This window comes from Moraxella sp. K1664 (assembly GCF_039693965.1).
GTDB lineage: Bacteria > Pseudomonadota > Gammaproteobacteria > Pseudomonadales > Moraxellaceae > Moraxella.
Window position 1 is genome coordinate 2,682,706 of the sequence record NZ_CP155576.1, and the last position, 21,000, is coordinate 2,703,705.

The following is a 21,000-nucleotide window of genomic DNA, read 5'->3' on the forward strand; positions in this document are numbered from 1 at the left end:
ATTTGGCAATGTCTTTGCCTTAGGCGTTATTTATGTCCACATTCGTTGTCTTGTTATATTTGTATGGGAAAATCGAACGCACCCACACATAGAACATCGGAATAAAGAACACGCCCAAGAAAGTCGCCGTGATTACCCCACCGACCACACTCGTGCCGACAGCGTTTTGGCTACCAGAGCCTGCCCCTGTGGCAATCATCAGTGGCACCACGCCAATACCAAAGGCAAGTGATGTCATGATAATCGGACGCAGTCGCATGCGTGCTGCTGTCATGACCGATTCTTTTAGGGATTTGCCCGACTCTTGGATTTCTTTGGCAAATTCAATAATCAAAATGGCGTTTTTGGCGGACAGACCGATGACCGTCAATAGACCCACCTGTAAGTACACGTCATTGGCAAAGCCACGAAGCATGGTAAAGATGACCGCACCAATCACCCCAAGTGGAATGACCAGCATGACCGAAAACGGCACCGACCAACTCTCATACAACGCCGCCAAACATAAGAATACCACCAGCATAGAGATGATATAAAGTGGCAATGCTTGACCGCCTGATTTACGCTCTTCTAGCGACAGACCTGTCCACTCATAGCCGATACCCTCGGGCAGCTGTGCAATCATCTCTTCCATGGCAAGCATGGCATCACCGGTACTCTTACCGGGGGCGGCAGCACCTTGGACGTTCAGCGATGATAAGCCATTATAACGGTTCAAACCGGGGCTACCAAACTGCCATTCGCTGTCTGAGAACGCCCCAAAGCTAATCATCTGCCCCTGAGCGTTACGCACGTGCCATTTGCTGATGTCCTCAGGCGTGGCACGGCTGTCAGGACTGCCCTGCATATAGACCTTTTTGATACGACCACGATCGATGAAGTCATTGACGTAGCTACCCCCAAAGGCTTGGGCAAGTGTGACATTGACGGTTGCCATATTTAGGTTATAGGCAGCCGCTTGTTCTTGGTTGATGTTGACTTTGAGCCTGGGGGCGTCTTCTTGACCATTAGGACGGACACCGACCACATTCTCATTTTGAGCGGACATGCCAAGTAGCATATTACGAGCTTCTAACAGTTTGGCATGACCCACACCGCCGATGTCTTGGAGTTGTAAATCAAAACCACTGGCGTTACCAAAACCTTGAATGGCAGGTGGAGCAATCGGATACACAAGTGTCGCCTCTGGAATCATGACATTTAGTGCCATGGCACGCCCTGCAATCGCCTGTGCCACGCTGTCTTTGGACGTTCGCTCGCTCCAATCTTTTAATTTGACAAATGCCAGACCTGCGTTTTGACCACTTGCCCCAAAGCTAAACCCTGAAATGGTAAAGACTGACTCTACATTATCCGCCTCTTGTTCACGGAAATAACCGCCCACTTTTGCCATGACCTCTTCGGTTTGGTCAAGCGTTGAGCCCGCTGGTAGTTGCACCAACGTCATTAGCATGCCTTGGTCTTCTTCTGGCACAAATGAGCTTGGCAAACGCATAAAAATCAATGCCATCACAGCAATCACGCCTGCATAGACAATGGCAAAGAGCCATTTGGCATTAAAGGTTTTACCAACAAAATTCTCATAACCACGACTGGCTTTAAAGAAAAAGCGGTTAAACCAACCAAAAAAGCCTTTTTGGGTGTGAATGTCTTTATGGGCTTGGCGTTTTAAAATGGTTACACATAAAGCAGGGGTAAAAATCAGTGCAATCACTGCCGACAGTGACATACTGGTAATAAGCGTTACGGCAAACTGACGATAAATCACCCCCGATGAACCACCAAAGAAAATCATCGGAACAAAGACCACCGACAAGATAAGGGCGATACCAATAACCACTTTACTAATCTCGCCCATCGACTGAACGGTCGCATCTTTGACCGAAATATTTGGGTCTTCTTCTAAGATACGCTCCACGTTCTCAACAACCACAATGGCATCATCAACCAGCAGACCAATGGCAAGCACCATCGCAAACATGGTCAAGATATTAATGGTAAAGCCAAAGAACAGCAGTACCGCAAACGTTCCTAGGATAACCACTGGCACGGCAAGCGTTGGGATAATGGTCGCACGCCAGTTCTGCAAGAATAAGAACATGACTAGGAACACCAACACAATCGCCTCTAACAAGGTCATGACGACTTGCTGGATAGATAACTTAACAAACGGTGTGGTATCATAAGGCACGACAATTTTAAGCCCCGCAGGGAAACCTTGTGACAACTCATCTAGTCGCTCCTGCACCGCTTCACGCACTTCCAGGGCATTAGCACCAGAAGCGAGCATGATGCCCATACCAGCGGCTTCTTGTCCATTATAGAGTGTTTTTACCGCATAACTCTCTGAACCTAGTTCAATATCCGCCACGTCTCGCAGATAGACTTTCGCCCCTGACGTGTCGGTTTTTACTAGGATATTACCGAACTCTTCAGGTGTCTGCAAAAAGCTTTGTACACTCACGGTGGCGTTAATCACTTGACGGTCAAGGTCGGTTGGCAAATTAGCAAGCTGACCTGCTGAGACCTGCACGTTTTGGGATTGTATCGCTGCCGAAATATCCGATGGCATGAGTGAGTAAGATGACAGTTTGGCAGGGTCTAGCCAAATCCGCATGGCATAAGGCGAGCCGAACACATTTAGCGAACCCACGCCATTGACACGGCTTAGACTGTCCACCACGTTTGAATTGATGTAGTCGGCAATGTCCGACTGGGTCATACTACCATCTTCTGAGATAAAAGACGCTACCATCAAGAAACTACTGCTTGACTTGTTTACCGATACGCCTTGACGTTGTACATCAGCAGGCAGTGAGCTGGTCGCTGCTTGTAGTTTGTTTTGTACCTGTACCTGTGCGGTGTCTGGGTCTACGCCATTTTCAAAGGTCAGCGTGATAGATGCCGAACCATTGGCTGATGAACTCGATGACATGTACATGAGTCCATCAAGACCTTTCATCTGTTGTTCGATGACCTGCGTTACGGTGTTTTCAACCGTTTCGGCATCAGCACCTGGATAGACGGCACTGACCGACACCGTTGGCGGGGCAATCTGTGGATACTGCTCAATGGGCAAACTGCGTACCGCAATGATACCCACCAGCATAATCAAAATAGCAATAACCCACGCAAAAATGGGTCGCTCAATAAAATACTTTGACATCACCTACCCCTATTGTGCCACGTCATCAGCAGCATCTGCCATCGCTTGGGCTTCTGCCTGTTCGTCACTATCATCTACTGGTGCTGGGTTTTGAGCAGGGGCTGTTGGTGCCTGTGCTTGTTGTGCCTGCTGTCCTTGACTGGCTCCACTTTGTTGTGGTGCTTGGGCGTTAGGAGCTTGGCTGGGGGCTTGGTTAGGGTTCTGTACAGGTCCTTGGGCGGGGGCTTGACCTGCTCCTTGGGTGTTTTGACCGTTTGGTGAGTATGGACGTGTCTCAACCGCTTGCTCGGGCTTGACCTTGGCACCGCCAACCACGACCACACTCTCGCCATTGGTTAGACCATCGGTCACCACCCATTGACCTTGGAACGTGCCTGCGGTCTTGACATTACGCACTTCAATTTGTTTGTTTTGATTAACCACATAGACCTGCGTTTCGCCTTTGGGTGTGCGAATGATGGCGGTTTGGGGCAATAGCATGGCGTTATGCACCACTGACTGGGCTAGGTTGGCATTGACATACATCCCTGGGATGAGCAGCCCGTCAGGGTTTGGAAATACTGCTCTTAGCTTGACCGCCCCTGTCGCCTCATCCACGCTGGCATCTGAGAGTGCCAAACGCCCGATGAGTGGATAAGTCTCACCATCTTCTAGGACGATTTGTACTTCTGTTGAGCCTTCACTGGCTTGACCACTTGCCATCTGCTGACGCATTCTTAGGAGTTCTGATGATGACTGACTGATGTCCACATACACCATGTCAGTGCGTGAGATGGTCGCCAGTGGCGTGGTTTGACTGGCGGAGACCAATGCCCCTGCGGTGACCGCCGATATGCCGATTTTACCACTAATCGGAGCCCGAATGATGGTACGACTCATGTCAAGCTGACTGGCATCACGATTTGCCTTGGCGCTGTTGATTGACGCATTGGCTTGATTGACACTGGCTTTGGCAGCCTCGACATTTGCCTGTGCGGTTCTCACGGCAGTTCTGTATTGGTCGTAGAGCTGTTTTGAAACCGCATCAATATCAACCAACCCCTCCACACGAGCCAAATCCGCCCGAGCTTGGGCAAGGGTCGCCTCTTGGGCAGCAAGACTGGCTCTGGCACTAATTAGGCTCGCCTCCGCCGTCTGAATGGCGGCGATACTGCTGTTGGCAGCACTGATGTAGTTATCACGGTTTAGGCGGTACAACTCTTGTCCTGCCTTGACATAACTACCCTCTTGGAAAGCAACAGACTCAATAATGCCCGTCACCTGTGGACGCACCTCAGATGTCTCAACCGCTGTCACACGCCCCGAGAAGGACTTGACCACGGGTATTGACCGAAGGGATACCGTCTGTACTTCTACGGTCGCTGGGGGCATTTGCTGAGCAGCACCCGCTCCTGCACCGCCTGCCCCTTGGTCGTTTTTGCCACAACCCACTAGGGCGGCGGTCGCCACAAGCACAGAAAATGTTAATACTTGTAAATTAAATTTCATAAAAACCTGCTTACTATATATTAGGGCGTGCCTACCATCGATAACATTTTATAAAAATAAGGTAAAACCCAACATTTTAAATCAATTTTTACATGAAAAACGTACAATTCCCCTGCCTTTTTAAACGGGCATTTTTCATTGCAAATATCAAAGGCAGACACACCCCAAAGCAATCATAAAAAAGAGTTTTAGGGTTTTGCTTTTTTGACTATATTAAGAATGTTCACTCCAAAGACTGATGTCAAATCACGGATTAATCAATAAAAACAAAACGCTAAAGCCATTGCATTTTGGATAAAATGCCTGTTTTTTTAAAACAGCTAAACTTGACTATTATACTCTAATTTATTCCAAAAGTTATGAATTTTATTGACCTTAGTACCAAAAAAAGTGCTTGATTTTTTGGGCTAGTTTTGAACAATACAACCGTTTTTTTATAAATTTTTGACGAAAATTTTCAAAATTTTTTAAAAAATACTTGCAATTTTTTAAAAACATGATATTATAGCGACCACTTAGCTCATTGACTGGCTAAGATATGGCTGGGTGGCAGAGTGGTCATGCAGCGGACTGCAACTCCGTGTACGCCGGTTCGATTCCGACCCCAGCCTCCATTTTTGATTGCTTTTAGCAATCCGCCCGGGTGGTGAAATTGGTAGACACAAGGGATTTAAAATCCCTCGCTCTTTTGAGCGTGCCGGTTCAAGTCCGGCTCCGGGCACCATTCATTTAAAATCCTTAGATACTCTCTAAGGATTTTTTATTTGTCCAAATAAATCATCTAACATCCGCCTCACTCCATCTATACTCCTTTAATTTAAAAATATACACCCAATAAACTTTAAAATTACCATAAACACAATGATGTTTGGGTGTAGCCTTGTGCAGTAATGTCATCAAAGGGCATGTTCAACACATCTCTACAAATCCGTGGTTATATCAAGTTTGTTAGGCATAAACCTTAAAACAATCCCATTTTATCAGCAAACAAAAAACCAAATCCGAATATCGAATTTGGTTTTAAGCGATTTTCTAGGGCGTGCCTGCCTTTGGTATTTGCAATGAAAAATGAGAAAAATCGCACGTTTTTCAAGGAAAAAACGTAGGCTGATAGTCATTCTATCAGACAAGTTTTTGACGATGAAAAACAAGATTTAGCCATTTTTCATGCAAAATGGCTTAAAGCGTTAAATCTTCATCTTATTTTATAAAAATGTTATCAAAGGTAGGCACGCCCTAAATTAAAGAGCAAAATTATTTGATTTTTGCTTCTTTAAATAGAACGTGCTGGCGAATTTTTGGGTCAAATTTTTTGATTTCCATTTTGCCAGGCATGGTGCGTTTGTTTTTGGTGGTGGTGTAAAAATAACCAGTGCCAGCCGTAGAAACGAGTTTGATTTTATCTCTCATGGTATTATCCTTTTGCTAAATTAAATCTTTTGACCTTGGGCACGCAAATCAGCAAGCACTTTGTCAATGCCGTGCTTGTCAATGATACGCATACCTTTTGAAGATACACGAAGACGCACAAAACGGTTTTCAGATTCTACCCAAAAACGATGGTTGTGTAGGTTTGGCAAAAAACGACGGCGGGTTTTGTTGTTAGCATGAGATACGTTATTACCCACTAGTGGGCGTTTTCCAGTAACTTGGCATACACGAGACATGATGAACTCCTATATTACGATGTGGCACGGATATTGAGCGGTATCGGTTGTGCCGTTTAAACAATCGCCACAAAATTAGGTATGGACTAGGCGGATTATTTAAACTTGTTAGTGATGTCATTTCATCATTATTGTTAAAGGCGACAATAAATAGAAAGTGACAGAAAAATCAAAGCCCGAATTTTACACCAATTTCACTCATATTTCAAGTAAAATTTTAAAATCAGGCTTATTTTATCAAATTTACAAAATTAGCGAGCAGTCAAAGCACTCACAGGCATGCCAAACCCTTGCCAACCATAATGCAAAAAGTTACGGATATTGGCGTGATCGGTGCCGTCTGGTGTGTCTAGCACCGCCTGATAATGCTCGGCAAACAGCTTTAAGGTATCAAGCTGATTTAGACCGTGCAGTTTGGCAAGACTAAACACCTTGGCAGAGCCTTCGTTAGTGCCGGCAGGATTGACCGCTTCGCCATTATGAAAGGCGACAGGCGTATAAGTGTAATTGGCATCAATAAAGGCAAGCACGTCTTTGAACGTCAAACCGCCCTGCTCAATGCCATTTAACAACCGTGAAATGTCAGTGTGATTCATCATGCATCCATTAGCGATTAAAATAATCGTCGTCGTCAAATGATGGTGGGGCAAAGTTGCCTTGTTCTAGATGGCTCATGTGCATTTGCATAGAGCGTTCGTGTTGGATACGCTGATAAATCTCTTCACGGTGGACAGCGATGTCTTTGGGGGCGTTGACACCAAGGCGGACTTGGTTACCTTTAACACCCAGCACAGTAACACTGACTTCATCGCCAATCATGAGGGTTTCGCCAACACGGCGAGTTAGGATTAACATAATAGCTCCTTGCTATAAAAACAATGCTAAAAAGCAGAAAAAATAAAAATTACCCAAGTTGTTATTATAAAACTTCTTGGGTAACTTGTCAGCTTTTTTTATAAAATTTTACGCAATCATTATGATTGGTAAATTTTATGGTTACAATTAAAGCCCTGCAACCTTGCTCTCACCGTCTTCACGGTCAAGACCAAAGGCGGTGTGTAGCGATTTGACTGCCTTTTCTAAATGCTCTTCTTTGATAAGTACAGAGACCTTAATCTCGGAAGTTGAAATCATTTGTAGGTTGATGTTCTCAGATGCTAATGTTTCAAACATTTTGCTTGCCACGCCTGCGTGCGAACGCATGCCCACGCCCACGATAGAGACTTTGACCACATCGCTCGCCCCCACTACATCACTGGCTCCGATGTCGTCTTTGACTTGCTCGTTTAGGATTTTCATGGCTTTGTCAAAGTCGCCACGAGGCACGGTAAAACTAAAATCGGTTACGCCATTTTCGGACATATTTTGGATAATCATATCCACTTCAATGTTGGCTTTGCCAATCGGGCTTAAAATGGCAGAGGCAATGCCAGGTCGGTCTGGCACACCAAGCACAACGATTTTGGCTTCATCACGGTTAAAGGCAATGCCTGAGATTACGGCACGTTCCATATCATCTCCTTCATCAGCGGTAATTAGCGTACCGACAGTTTGTTTAAATTCATCATCAAAAGCCCCGTCATTGCCTTCATCAAAGCTAGATAGGACACGAAGTGGCACTTTGTATTTGCCTGCAAATTCCACCGAGCGGATTTGTAGCACTTTTGAGCCAAGACTTGCCATTTCTAGCATTTCTTCAAAAGTGATTTTGGAGAGCTTTTTGGCTTTTGAGGTTACTCGTGGGTCGGTGGTGTACACGCCGTCCACGTCTGTGTAGATTTGGCATTCGTCCGCCCCAATGGCGGCGGCAATTGCCACGCCTGTGGTGTCCGAACCGCCACGACCGAGCGTGGTTAAGTCATTGTGTTCGTTCACGCCTTGAAAGCCTGCCACAATCAGTACTTTACCGTCAGCGAGTTCTTGTTTTAGGTTATCAGCATCAATATGCTCAATGCGGGCTTTGGTGTGGGTAGTGTCGGTCTTAATGGCAACTTGACGCCCTGTCATGGATTTGGCATCCACACCCAAATCTTTTAGTGCCATGGCAAGCAAGGCAATAGATACCTGCTCACCTGTGGCAACCATTTGGTCGTATTCACGAGGGTCTGGGTCGTTTGAAATTTCACGAGCCAAACCGATGAGTCGGTTGGTTTCTCCGCTCATTGCCGAAACCACCACCACCACTTGATGACCGTGGTCGTGCCAGCGTTTGACACGCTTGGCGACATTTTTGATACGAGTGGTATTCCCCATGGAAGTACCACCGTATTTTTGGACGATTAGTGCCATAATTTTTCCTTATAAAATAAAAATGGCTTTGGAAGATTAAATGAGTTTGTTTAAAAGTTGGGATTTTTGTGCTTCGGATAACCCTAATTCTTTGCCTAATTTGTTGGTATAATTTACCCAATGAATGTGGTCGTAAATTTTTTCAAAATTTTCTTTATCAAGAAAACCAATATCTGCCAATACACCCCTTTGTCTTTTATCTTTGATTTCAAGGGTACTATGCTCTCGCATAAAACCCCTTTCAAATTTTGTTATATTGTCATAATATATGGTAATAATATCATTTGATAATGGTTTTTTGGGAAAACGAATGTAAGTATCAGTTACAACAATCTTTTTAGTTGGTTGTAATGATTTAATAACTATGAACACTCCAAGCAGATTAAATAAAATTAACAATAATATACCAATCATAGAGATAATAACTGACATAAAGCCAAAAGAATTTTCAGGCAAAAATATCATTGCAATACTCACGATATTACCAATCAGCATTATCCTTATTCCAAATTTTGCAGGAATACGATAATCATATTCTTGATAATATGCCATTACAAATTATACCCCTGTAATTCAAAATAAAAGGCCACCGCCATTATCATCACCGCCACAAAAATCCATACCGCATAAAAAATCCAATAATTTTTGACTTTAAGTTTTTGGCAAATGGTTTTTTCGTCAATTGTCATTACTATACCAGTCAAAAAACTTACTGATGTCCAAACACTACTTTCATCAATACTACCAAGCATTAACAAAAAGAATATCAAACAAGTGGTATAGCGTACGATTTTAACAACCATTGCAATTTTCTAATTAAAAAGTTTTTGGGTGTAAGGTGCGTACCATGCACCAATTTGTGCAATCAGCATAAACTTGGTGCGTATTACGCACCTTACAAATTGGGATTGTCGTACAAAATTGTACGGGCGAATTGCAATTCGCCCCTACACGTCCAAATTTTAAAATGTATCTTTATTAAACAATGCCCTAAATTTTTTCCAATTCGGTCAAAATCTCCACTGCCACACGGTACGCTTCCTGAGTGGCAGGGGCTCCACAATACGGCAGGCTGTGCAATAACACTTCTTGAATTTCTTCAACGCTTGCTCCGTTGTTGATTGCCCCACGGATATGCCCTTTGAGTTCTGTGGGTGATTTTTGAGCAATCAAAAACGCCATGGTAACAAGCGAGCGTATCTTTTTGTCAAGCACACCCCTTTGCCAAGTAGAACCCCATGCGTGTTCGTTTATCCAATCTTGAAGTGGGGCGGTAAATGGCGTAACATTGCTCATCGCACGCTCCACATGAGTCTCACCCATGACGGCTTTGCGAGTGGCAATGCCGTTTTGGTAAGTGTCGTTATGGTTGCTATTTGACATAAATACTCCTTTTATCAAATTGACACAATCAAGATTGGATATGAATTAAGCCAGCTCGCCAGTTAATTTAGTTTGCAAAGCGGTCAAAATGCCGTCCAATTTATCCGACTTGTCCGCACCGCCTTGGGCGTAGTCAGGCTTACCGCCACCTTTACCGCCCAATTCGCTTGCCAAATGACGAATGATGTCGCCTGCCTTGACTTTATCAGTCAAGCCCTTCGCCACGCTTGCCGACAGTGCCAAATCATCACTCTCGCCCACCAGTACAATCACTCCGTCAAGGCGAGATTTTAGGGTGTCCATGAGTCCACGAATGGCTTTACCGTCCACGCCTGCCACTTTGGCGATGAGTAGGTTTGTCTCGCCCACTTTGACCGCATTTTGTAGTAGCGACACCGCTTGTAGGCTTGCCAGTTTTTGCTCGGTGCGTTCTAGCTGTTTTTCAAGCTCACGGTTACGCTCGGCAAGGCTACCGACACGGGTTTCAATCTCGCCACGTTTTGCCTTAAAATTCGTTGCCAAATTACCCAAAATCGTCTCGCCTGTCTGCACATAACGCACCGCCCCCATGCCTGTCAAGGCTTCAATACGGCGAACGCCCGATGCGATACCACTCTCGGAGACGATTTTAAACAGACCGATGTCGCCTGTTTGAGCCACGTGGATACCACCGCACAGCTCAATGGAGAACGTAGAGTTATCGGCATTTGTCCCCATGGTCAGCACACGCACGGTTTCGCCATATTTTTCGCCAAACAGAGCCATTGCCCCTTTGCCAATGGCTTCATCAATGGGCAGGTATTCAATCTGCACGGGGGTATTTTTTTGGATTTGCTCGTTTACCATGCGTTCAATGGTAGTCAGCTCATCATGACTGATTGGCTTATCATAAGAGAAGTCAAAACGAAGCACATCTGCCGACACCAGCGAGCCTTTTTGGGCAACGCCTGTGCCTAGCACCGCACGCAAACTGGCGTGTAGTAGGTGCGTGGCGGAGTGGTTTTTAGCAGACGCTTTACGCACATCGGCAATTACTTGGGCGTTGGCGGACTGATTTGGGGCAATCTCGCCCATTTTTACCGTGCCATAATGGATAATCGCCGTGCCTGATTTTTTGGTGTCTTCGACAAAAAACACCCCTGTGGACGTGCTAATCTCGCCTATCTCGCCCACTTGACCGCCACCTTCGGCATAAAATGGCGTGGCAGACAGCACAATCACACCTTCATCGCCTTCGCCCAGACGCTCCACCGCCTTGCCGTCTTGATACACGCCCATGATTTGGCTTTGGTTGTCTAGCAGGTCATAGCCGACAAATTCGGTTGGGGTCTCCACCTTTACGCTACTTGTGTAATCCACATCAAATTTACCCGCTTCTCTGGCACGAGTGCGTTGGGCTTCCATCGCCACATTAAAGCCGTCTTCATCAATACCCACGCCACGCTCACGAGCGATGTCGGCAGTTAGGTCGGTTGGGAAACCATAGGTATCATACAGCTTAAACACGGTCTCGCCTGTCAAGGTGTCGCCTGTGTTTAAACTTTCTAATTCGCCTGATAATAGGCGTAAACCCTGTGCCAGTGTTTTGGCAAATTGTTCTTCTTCTTTTAAAATGACCGCTCCGATTTCGTCTTGTTTTTCAATCAATTGCGGATAGGCTTCGCCCATTTCCTTGATAAGAGCGGGGACAAGTTTGTAAAAGAACGCCCCGTCTGCCCCCAGTTTATTGCCATGACGTACCGCACGGCGAATGATACGGCGTAGGACATAGCCACGCCCTTCGTTACTTGGGCGAACACCGTCAGCGATGAGAAACGACACGGCACGGATATGGTCGGCGATGACTTTAAAAGACGGCTCATAAGTATTTTCCACGCCAATCACTTGGGCGGTCGCATTCATGAGATTGATAAACAAATCCGTCTCATAGTTGCCATATTTGCCCTGCATGACCGAACTGATACGTTCTAGCCCCATACCTGTATCCACGGACGGCTTAGGTAAGGGTTCTAGCGTGCCGTCTTTTTGGCGGTTAAACTGCATAAATACACAGTTCCAAATCTCCACATAACGGTCGCCGTCTTCGTCAGGCGTACCCGGTAGCCCGCCTGCGATATGCTCGCCATAATCATAAAAAATCTCGGAGCAAGGCCCGCAAGGTCCTGTATCGCCCATCGCCCAAAAGTTATCCGACTGATAAAGTCCGCCTTTATCGCCAATGCGAATAATCCGCTCAGGGGCAAGCCCGATGTCCTTATGCCAAATGTCAAAGGCTTCATCGTCGGTATGATAGACGGTAACATAAAGGCGGTCTTTTGGCAAGGCAAGCCATTTGTCATCGGTCAAAAACTCCCACGCAAAGGCAATGGCATCCTTTTTAAAATAATCGCCAAAACTAAAATTACCGAGCATTTCAAAAAACGTATGATGACGGGCGGTGTAGCCAACATTGTCAAGGTCGTTGTGCTTGCCTCCTGCACGCACGCATTTTTGTGATGACACGGCACGCACATAGTCTCGCTTTTCTAACCCCAAAAAGGTGTCTTTAAATTGGTTCATGCCGGCGTTGGTAAACAGTAGCGTGGGGTCATTGTGCGGAATTAGGCTAGATGACGGTACAGGCGTGTGGTTTTTGCTTTTAAAAAAGTCAATAAAGGCTTGACGCACTTCGGTCAGTTGCATGGTTTTATTTAAGTGAGCGGTTGTCATGGTCATATCCAGTAGATTGCCTGTGATTTTTAAAAATCATGGGGCGAATTTAATTTTAAATAAACGGTTAATTTTATCACAAACCGCCATAATTAACAGTGATTTTAACCAATTTTTCACAAAATTTGGTTGAAAATCTAAAAATTTTAATAACTTTTTGGAATTAATATGAAACCCTTATAAAAATTATGGAATTTTAGATAAAAACGCTTAACATTCATGTAAAAAAGGTGTATAAATAGCGTATAGATTTTATCCATAAAAGTAATAGGGGATTTACCATGAACATTCCACTGTTTAGTGCCATCTTTTCGATTGCTTCTACCGTACTCATTGGGGTTTTGATGATTGTGGTGTTTGTCAATGACATGACCAATACGCAAACGGTGCTTGGTGCCGTGGTCGCAGGACTTGTGGTAAGCATTCCCATCGCCCTTGTCGTTACCAAACGTATCGCTGCCATGACAAACTCTGCCAGCCCCACTCCCAATCAACAAAAAACGCAGTAACGCTTTTGGCACAGCTTATCTAGCCTAATATCACAATACCAGCCAGAGAGCCAAGCCACAGCCGAAACAACAGATACGCCATGATAGCACGCCCTATCATGGCTTGTCTTTATTTTGGTTAGGGCGTGCCTGCCTTTTGTATTTGCAATGAAAAACGAGAGAAATCGCACGTTTTTCAAGGAAAAAGTGAAGTTTGATAGTCGTTCTATCAAACAAGCTTTTGACGCAGAAAAACAAGATTTAGCCATTTTTCATGCAAAAACGGTTAATTTATTTCTAAAATATTTTCTAAATTCTAAATAGTGTTATAAAGGGCAGGCACGCCCTAAACAAAGCTAAGTAATTCATGTTACAATAGCATTTATTTATCACAAATAGAGCTGTCATGAATGAGTTGTCCCTAATCGTCGATTTGCGTTGGTGCTTGGATGAGTTATTAAAAGAAGGTCGCATTGACCAAAAATCATACAATCTTGTCATCACCAGTCGTAACGACCCTGCCTTGCACCCTGTCCAAAACATCGCCCGTTTTAATCTGACCAATTTATTAGACCATCAGCCCCTAACTTTGGATAAGCTCAATCTGTGGTTGGCGGGCAAAGCTGGCGTGGACGTGGTGCGAATTGACCCCCTAAAAGTGGATGTGCCGAGCGTGACAGGTATTATGTCCTTTGAGTACGCCAAAAATCAGTACATTCTGCCCATTGCTGTGACCGACACAGAAGTCATCATCGGCACTGACCAACCTTTTTATCACGATTGGCATGCCAACATCAGCCACATCGTCCACCCCAAAACCATCAAAACCGTCTATCTGTCGCCCGAACAGCTAAGTCGCTACCGTGCCGAGTTCTATCAAGTAACAAAAGCCATCGCAGGGGCAGACATCGCCCACAAAAAAGCAAGTGCGGACGTTACCAACGTAGAAGCCCTGCTCCAACTTGGCGATAATAGCAATCCCGATGCCAATGACCAACACATCGTCAAGGTTGTGGATTGGCTCTTACAATATGCCTTTGAACAGCGAGCTTCCGACATTCATTTGGAGCCACGCCGTGAGACGGGCAAGGTGCGATTTAGAATTGACGGGGTGTTACATACCGTGTATGAGATGCCGAGTGCGATTTTGACAGCCGTTACCGCTCGTATCAAGATTTTGGGGCGACTAAACGTTGCCGAAAAACGAAAGCCCCAAGACGGGCGATTAAAAACCCGCACGCCAAAAGGACTAGAAACCGAACTTCGTCTATCTACGTTGCCCACCGCTTTTGGCGAAAAGCTCGTCATGCGTGTGTTTGACCCCGAAGTGCTGGTACGCACCTTTGCCCAGCTTGGCTTGACGGGCAAACAGCTAGAAACGTGGCACGCTCTCACCTCTCATCCCAACGGCATTATTCTGGTAACAGGTCCAACGGGTTCAGGCAAAACCACCACCTTATATAGCACACTCAAACAACTTGCTACCGAAAAAGTGAACGTATGTACCATTGAAGACCCGATTGAGATGATTGAGCCGTCTTTTAACCAAATGCAGATTAACTCGGCGATTGATTTGCACTTTGCAGACGGCATTCGCTCGCTCATGCGACAAGACCCCGACATCATCATGGTGGGCGAAATCCGAGACGGCGAGACGGCAGACATGGCGGTGCAGGCAAGTCTCACGGGGCATTTGGTGTTATCCACCTTGCATACCAATGACGCTCCAAGCTCCTTGACACGGCTACATGATTTGGGCGTTCAGCCGTTTTTGACATCGGCAACCATTTTGGGTATTATGGCTCAAAGGCTTGTCAGAACGCTTTGCCCCCATTGTAAATCCGCCCAAGACGTGAGCGAAAACTCGCCCCTAGCGGACGAATGGCGTGGGCTTGTCGCTCCGTGGAATGCTCCGGTACCGTCCAAAATTTATGTGCCTGTGGGCTGTGATAAATGCCGAAATACAGGTTATAAAGGGCGAATCGGGCTGTATGAGATTTTGCCGTTGTCTAACGAACTCAAAAAACTGGTTGCCAAAGACGCAAGCCTTGACGACCTAAAACGCCAAGCACACTCTGAGGGCGTACTGCCCTTACGCATAGAGGGGGCAAAACGTGTGGCAGAAGGTGTTACCACGCTTGAAGAAGTGCTAAGGGTGGTTCCATTAAATTGACCGACAATGCCATCTAAAAAATTCCAAAACCCGAAATCAAAACAAACCCCAAAGTTTAAAACTTTGGGGTTTTAAGTTGGATGCTTGGATTAGAAACGGTAGGTTGCACCAACTTTAACAATAGGATACCAAGTAGGGTTATTATCTCTGATGGTTTTTTCTAAGTCAGCTTTGAACTCTTTTTCACGTTGACCGCCTAGAACAGTAGCGTTATCCACATTCACCTCGGTTTTCCATTTACCAGTATAGGCAGCACCCACCTCACCAAAGAAACCTAGACGGCTGTTGCTGTTAATGTTTGGCTTAACACCCAAAGTCAAGTAAGGAGCTAGGGTATTACCAGACTTTGCCTTAACGTTAATGTCGCCATTAACCTGATACTCTTTGTTATCAATCTTAATGGTCGCTTTGCCCTCTTGGGAGGTTAGGGTGGCATTAAGCTTGTTGTCTTGCACAATGACACCAGTACCCACGGTCAAGCGGTTTTTCCAAGGACGTAGATTAACACCAACATAAGGGTTGCTATAATCACCATCAAGTCTTAGGTTGCCTTGGTAGTCGTCCCACTCATCGCCCAGTACTTTTTTCCAGTTGATGATAGAGTCGCTACCACCAATATCGGTATCCACATCAAAGCTACCACCATTCCAACCAGCGACCACTTCGGTTGATTCGTTGGCTGACCATGCGATGCTCGCACCATAGCCCAATGTACCAATCTCAGCATTGATGGCACCTGGTTTGGCTAGTGTGGTAAATACAGTTTTGCCACTGTCCACAATAGTGTGACCTGCATCAGTTACGACATTTGCCATGGCAGTACCAGAAAATAGTACCACAGTAGTTAGGGTTGCTAACTTTAAAGTTTTCATCATTTTTTCTCCAAAAGTAATATATAAACTAAATATTAATTTATATGCTTTCATTTTAATATTAAAAAGCCATAAAATCAATAGTCAATTCAAAGGGATTTGTGATATTTTGATGACTTTCATGTTTTGTTGTGTAAACGTATAGACTTCAAATTACCAAAAAAGATTGTTTTATAAAAACAACAATCTTATGTATGGCAAGACAAAGTTTTTAAATCGATTCTCATCCGTCAAAAGCCACCCATCACCTACCCCACACCGGCAGATGAATCCCATCTCGCCCATGCAACGCACAAACGCCATGAATCTTGGTAGTGGAATGTTCCGCCCAAATGGCATTTGCCATGGCAAGCAGTGTTGACCCTGTGGTTACGACATCATCCACCAGTATCGCATGACGAGTCGGCAAAGGGTCGGTCAGATAAAAATCATGCTTGACGTTATACAGGCGGTCGCTACGGCTAAGACCACGCTGATGAATGGCATTATCCAAGCGAGAGATGCCCTGCCATATCGGTATCTGCCACAAAAAAGATAAATACTTGGTCAAAATCAGCACAGGGTGAAAACCCCGTTCCACCAAACGAGTGCCTGTGGTCGGAGTTGGAACAAGCACGGCGTTATCGGCACTCACGCCTTGGGGTCGCCTGACGTATCTCATCAGATGATACAAAACCATAAGTGATGATACATTCGCTTTATCCTTAAAAACCGTCATGACCCGCTTTAATGGCACCTCATAATAAGCAGCTGCATACAAAGGCATCTCCTGCTTATCATCACGTATGACAAATATTGGCAATCTATCCGCCCATTGTGCATGGCAATAGATACAAAGTAATGGCGTACGATAAAAAGGGGCATGGTAAAATGGGGCATGCTGGATTGCATGTTCCATCTTTAAATCAGCTCTGACACCTATCGCTTGTCCACATAACTGGCAACACTCATGTATGTATGAAGCAAGCATGGCAAGGGCATATGGGGGCAGACGAGCAGGCAAGGATTATAACCCCATCCAATCGTTTAACATCACACCCACACCCACGGTTGTAGACTCATGATTATAATCAATGATGGATGAGCCATAGCCATGAAACAGCTGAACATAACCACTTACGCCTTTGCCGATGGGGCGAACATAGTCAAGTTGAATCGCTCCTTTGCTGTTCTTAGGATTATAACGCAAAGTGCCTGATACGTTATTACCCTTATCAAACTGATACATAAAACGCACATCACCATAACCATAATAATCCATGATATCAGGATTATCGTTGGGCTTGGAGCCATTGTCCTTTTTTAAGATACGCCCCCACACACGTGGCATGACCGTAAACTTACCCCACTCTGCTCCTGCCATGGCATAGGCACGATTCCACGAACGTGACAGCGGGTCACCCTCACCATTTGAGTGATGTACCACACCTGCACCCAACATACGCAACCTACCACCAAAGGGCAGGTCTGCCACCGCAGGCTGAGTGATGAACAGCTCTGGCTCATAGTCATGAGCCCTAAACGGACGTGAGTTATCTTCGTTATACACCTGCCAATGCGACTGCTGAGTATAGCCAAACCACATGTCTGCGTTCGTGCCAAACAGGTCTTCGACAACTTTGGATTTAAATGACACTTGGAATTTTAACTCGGTACTACGAATGTCATTGTCGGTATAGTCCACCACTTCTTGAGTTGAGGTGCTGACCGAACGGTTGGGTTTGGTATTGACAAACACCGGCAGGACATACATGGGGTTATGGGGACGAGCCTTCCACAGTCCACCACTGTTTTTGTCCAAGTCATAAGCCAGACTCATCGGAGTGTATCTACCACCATCCACACTACCAAAGCCGCTGGCACTGATGTTAGGACTCATATCATCACTCATCTCATTCATGCCATCGTCTGTTAAAGTCATATCAATGGCCGATGAATACTTGACAGGCTCAATAAAGGCAATTTGTGGACTGCCTTTTATAAGATGTCCAAATGTCTGTTTTAAATCAAGGGGACGTTTTTCATGAAGCACGCTTGGCACCCTACCTAGGGCAATGCTATCAAAACATGCCAAACGCTCGCCATCATTTAACACAGACGCACAATCAAAAAACAGCCGTTCATCGTATATGGGGCTTGCAATGTCAAGCTCACTTATCTGCACACGCTCATCAGAGATGGGTAGTATCATCTCTTCTGCCCATGCCTGCCCACTCATGACACCCAAACATGGTAACAAGAATGACACAGCAAGGCTCAATCGCTTTGGAATAAAATTCATAAATATCTCACACAAGCACATAACGCAAATGATGTTAGCCGCTCATCAAATAAGAGCGGTACATTGGGCATCATGTATCTAAACCTTATCTAATTTTATCAATCATTATACACTAGAACAAACAGCATATTTTAACAAAAATCAAACATGCTTGTAAATTGTAAATCAAACAGTAATTAGGACGTGCCCACCTTTGGTATTTGTATGAAAAACACAAAAGGTAGGCACACCCTAATTATTTAAAAAATCATCAAAATTTTGCCAATGCAGTCTCAAAATCGGTACGCTTAACCTCACCGAGCAACATGGTTTGTAATTGTCCTTGCTGATAAATGAGCAATGCAGGTGGCCCAAACAGCCCATAACGTGCCAATACGGCTCGGCTGTCGTCATTGGTCTCAGTGATATCCAGTTTAACAACTTGATAATTTGACAGCACCTCGGGGCGGTTGGTAAACAGTGTGCGTTCCATGATGCGACATTCCACACACCAATCGGCGGTTACATCCACCAGTACTTTTTCATGACTGGCAAGAATGGGGTCAAGTTCATCCAGACTGCTTATCTTAATATCTGCCCTAGCATCTGCGATGGTCGCTGTCGCTGTTGTCCCAAGTTTGCTCAAAGGTCGCCATGGGTCATTTGCCCCCATGCTCGCCCCCACCACAAGGCACGCCGTCCAAACAACCCCTACCAAGGCAAAGGCATGGGATGCCATATTTTTTATTCTAAACAGCCATACCGCCGTCATCGCAAACCACACCGCCCAAATGACAAGCATGACAGGCGAGAACAGCAGTCGCTCTAATAGAGACAGCGACACCGCGAGCAATAACAGCCCACAAAATTCCTTGACACGGTTCATCCACTCGCCTGCTTTGGGCATAAACTTGCCCTGTGCCAGACCGATGAACATGAGCGGTATGGACAAGCCAAACCCCAACGAAAACAGGGCGATGAATCCAAAAGGCACGCTACCACTTGCTGAGACTGCCGTCAAAGCCCCTGCCATGGGAGCAGACACACAAGGCGACACCACCAATGCCGACAACGCCCCAGCAACAAAGCTACCGCCCACACTGCCGAGCTTATCATCGGCAGATTGGGATTTTCTGTGCAAAATGTCTCGCACGCCCGACGGCAAAGTTATCTTGATGATGTCAAACATATACAGGGCAAGCAAGGCAAAAATAATGGCAAACACCCCCAGTACATAAGGGTTTTGCAGTAGTCCAAGCACACCCACCGCCTGCCCAAACCACGCAATCAGACCGCCCAACACGCCATAAGCCGTCGCCACACCCAGTCCATAACTGCCCGACAAAACAAAGCCCTTTAAAGCGGTGTTAGATTTGTTGTGCGTTACAATATTAGCAACAATCGGTATCATTGGATAGACACATGGTGTAAAGGATAACAACAATCCTGCCAAAAAGAGCAACAATACCGCCAAAGCAGGGTTTTTGTTAATACCAAAGGGGTCGCTTTGGCTGCTGAGCGCCTGATGATTGGTGTCTAAGGTTGTCTTAGTTTGGGTATTGGTTGAGGCATTGGTTGAGAGATTGACCCTACCATCAGAGGTATGACTGTCCAAACCCATATTTGGCTCACCCATGACCCCCCCTTGCTCATCATCAAGCACATGAGTTACCAATGGCGATGATGGGGTTGATGATGTTTGATCAAGCGTGGCATTTTGGTTGGTGGATAAACTCACCTCATTTTGATTTGTCGCTGTCTGTCCAGATTGGGCAGGTGCTACATTTGGATTTCTTTTATCCAAAGCATGGTTTGAGTCATTATTTAAGCCAGACCCTGCGTCTTTGGGTGCACCTTTTCTAGATGGGCTTGTCTTATTTGTGGTCTGAGTGCCTGTGTCATTATTTTTTGATGAATCAGAACTGCCTGTCAGATTGATGGTGGTATTTAGCGTCTCAGGAGGATAGCATAGCCCCGCCTTGGCACAGCCCTGCCAGCGAATACTTATCGGAGCATTCGTATCAGCACTGGCGGTCAATTTAACAGTTGCCACCACGTCATCATCAAACACCGCTACCCGTCCAAACTCAGGGTCATCTATCATGGTGTGTGTTTTATTAAATGACCATGTTCCCATGCTCACACCATCAGGTAGGGTCAGTTTGATTTTGTCTTTATATACATAATGCCCAGGCGTTACGCCAAATGTGAGTGTGAGTAGGTTACCTTGCTGATGGGCAGAGACGTTAAAAGCCTGATGAACAGGTAAAAATTTTGATTTGGGTTGCTGGGCGAATAAACTTGATACACTGCCATCACTTTTGGCGGTATCAGCAGACAATGCCATCGCTGGCAAGGGCAGAGTCAAAGACAAAGCAATCGCTAGGATGGAAAAACGGGGCGAACAGGTGAATTTTGACATATTTTTAGCCATGATGAAATGATAAAATGGCATAAGCCACAGAAAAAACGGCTTATTATATCATAAGCCGTTTTTGGCAATTA

16 protein-coding genes, 2 tRNA genes and 1 pseudogene are annotated in these 21,000 nt (G+C 45.5%); 4 read left to right on the forward strand and 15 right to left on the reverse strand.

Annotated features, from left to right (window positions below):
• Positions 1–19 precede the first annotated feature (19 nt).
• Positions 20–3,166, reverse strand: a complete 3,147-nt coding sequence (locus AAHK14_RS12985) for an efflux RND transporter permease subunit (protein WP_065254960.1) — start codon at positions 3,164–3,166, stop codon at positions 20–22.
• A gap of 9 nt (positions 3,167–3,175) precedes the next feature.
• Entirely contained in the window at positions 3,176–4,654 is a 1,479-nt protein-coding gene (locus tag AAHK14_RS12990) for an efflux RND transporter periplasmic adaptor subunit (RefSeq protein WP_065254959.1), read from the reverse strand.
• A 540-nt stretch (positions 4,655–5,194) separates the two neighbouring features.
• Between AAHK14_RS12990 and AAHK14_RS12995 the strand changes: the two genes are divergently transcribed.
• Positions 5,195–5,268 (forward strand) — tRNA-Cys (locus AAHK14_RS12995).
• 23 nt (positions 5,269–5,291) lie between these two features.
• Positions 5,292–5,378, forward strand: a tRNA-Leu gene (locus AAHK14_RS13000).
• Positions 5,379–5,908: 530 nt separating this feature from the next.
• Here AAHK14_RS13000 and rpmG read toward each other — a convergent pair.
• The 9 genes and pseudogenes from rpmG to alaS all read right to left on the reverse strand — a co-directional run bounded on the left by rpmG (position 5,909) and on the right by alaS (position 12,708).
• Complete coding sequence (rpmG, locus tag AAHK14_RS13005) at positions 5,909–6,064, reverse strand: 50S ribosomal protein L33 (protein WP_003659281.1); 156 nt, start codon at positions 6,062–6,064, stop codon at positions 5,909–5,911.
• 20 nt (positions 6,065–6,084) lie between these two features.
• Positions 6,085–6,321, reverse strand: coding sequence for a 50S ribosomal protein L28 (gene rpmB / locus AAHK14_RS13010; protein WP_029102716.1), 237 nt, complete (start codon positions 6,319–6,321; stop codon positions 6,085–6,087).
• A 251-nt stretch (positions 6,322–6,572) separates the two neighbouring features.
• The gene (locus AAHK14_RS13015) at positions 6,573–6,917 is read right to left on the reverse strand and encodes a HopJ type III effector protein (protein WP_062498159.1); all 345 of its coding nucleotides are present in this window, start codon (positions 6,915–6,917) and stop codon (positions 6,573–6,575) included.
• Between the two features lie 91 nt (positions 6,918–7,008).
• A pseudogene (gene csrA, locus AAHK14_RS13020) lies at positions 7,009–7,176 on the reverse strand (carbon storage regulator CsrA); the annotation flags it as partial.
• A 147-nt stretch (positions 7,177–7,323) separates the two neighbouring features.
• Entirely contained in the window at positions 7,324–8,610 is a 1,287-nt protein-coding gene (locus tag AAHK14_RS13025) for an aspartate kinase (protein ID WP_065254957.1), read from the reverse strand.
• A 36-nt stretch (positions 8,611–8,646) separates the two neighbouring features.
• Entirely contained in the window at positions 8,647–9,162 is a 516-nt protein-coding gene (locus AAHK14_RS13030) for a hypothetical protein (protein WP_156064956.1), read from the reverse strand.
• Entirely contained in the window at positions 9,162–9,413 is a 252-nt protein-coding gene (locus tag AAHK14_RS13035; protein WP_156064954.1) for a hypothetical protein, read from the reverse strand. The genes AAHK14_RS13030 and AAHK14_RS13035 overlap by 1 nt, the downstream gene beginning before the upstream one ends.
• A 187-nt stretch (positions 9,414–9,600) precedes the next feature.
• Entirely contained in the window at positions 9,601–9,993 is a 393-nt protein-coding gene (locus tag AAHK14_RS13040) for a carboxymuconolactone decarboxylase family protein (protein ID WP_065254955.1), read from the reverse strand.
• 45 nt (positions 9,994–10,038) lie between these two features.
• Complete coding sequence (gene alaS, locus AAHK14_RS13045) at positions 10,039–12,708, reverse strand: alanine--tRNA ligase (RefSeq protein WP_197035869.1); 2,670 nt, start codon at positions 12,706–12,708, stop codon at positions 10,039–10,041.
• A 275-nt stretch (positions 12,709–12,983) separates the two neighbouring features.
• Between alaS and AAHK14_RS13050 the strand changes: the two genes are divergently transcribed.
• Both AAHK14_RS13050 and AAHK14_RS13055 read left to right on the forward strand, forming a co-directional pair.
• Positions 12,984–13,211 carry a hypothetical protein gene (locus AAHK14_RS13050; protein ID WP_194092530.1) on the forward strand — a complete coding sequence of 76 codons (228 nt, stop codon included), beginning with the start codon at positions 12,984–12,986 and terminating at the stop codon, positions 13,209–13,211.
• A gap of 385 nt (positions 13,212–13,596) precedes the next feature.
• Positions 13,597–15,363, forward strand: coding sequence for a GspE/PulE family protein (locus AAHK14_RS13055; RefSeq protein WP_065254953.1), 1,767 nt, complete (start codon positions 13,597–13,599; stop codon positions 15,361–15,363).
• 89 nt (positions 15,364–15,452) lie between these two features.
• Here AAHK14_RS13055 and AAHK14_RS13060 read toward each other — a convergent pair whose 3' ends face one another.
• The 4 genes from AAHK14_RS13060 to AAHK14_RS13075 form a co-directional block, all read right to left on the reverse strand.
• Positions 15,453–16,238, reverse strand: a complete 786-nt coding sequence (locus AAHK14_RS13060) for a hypothetical protein (protein WP_346818206.1) — start codon at positions 16,236–16,238, stop codon at positions 15,453–15,455.
• A 241-nt stretch (positions 16,239–16,479) separates the two neighbouring features.
• The gene (locus tag AAHK14_RS13065; protein ID WP_065254952.1) at positions 16,480–17,133 is read right to left on the reverse strand and encodes a ComF family protein; all 654 of its coding nucleotides are present in this window, start codon (positions 17,131–17,133) and stop codon (positions 16,480–16,482) included.
• A 108-nt stretch (positions 17,134–17,241) separates the two neighbouring features.
• Positions 17,242–18,516, reverse strand: a complete 1,275-nt coding sequence (locus tag AAHK14_RS13070) for a phospholipase A (protein WP_156064950.1) — start codon at positions 18,514–18,516, stop codon at positions 17,242–17,244.
• A gap of 250 nt (positions 18,517–18,766) precedes the next feature.
• Positions 18,767–20,917 carry a protein-disulfide reductase DsbD domain-containing protein gene (locus AAHK14_RS13075; protein ID WP_172823661.1) on the reverse strand — a complete coding sequence of 717 codons (2,151 nt, stop codon included), beginning with the start codon at positions 20,915–20,917 and terminating at the stop codon, positions 18,767–18,769.
• Positions 20,918–21,000 lie beyond the last annotated feature (83 nt).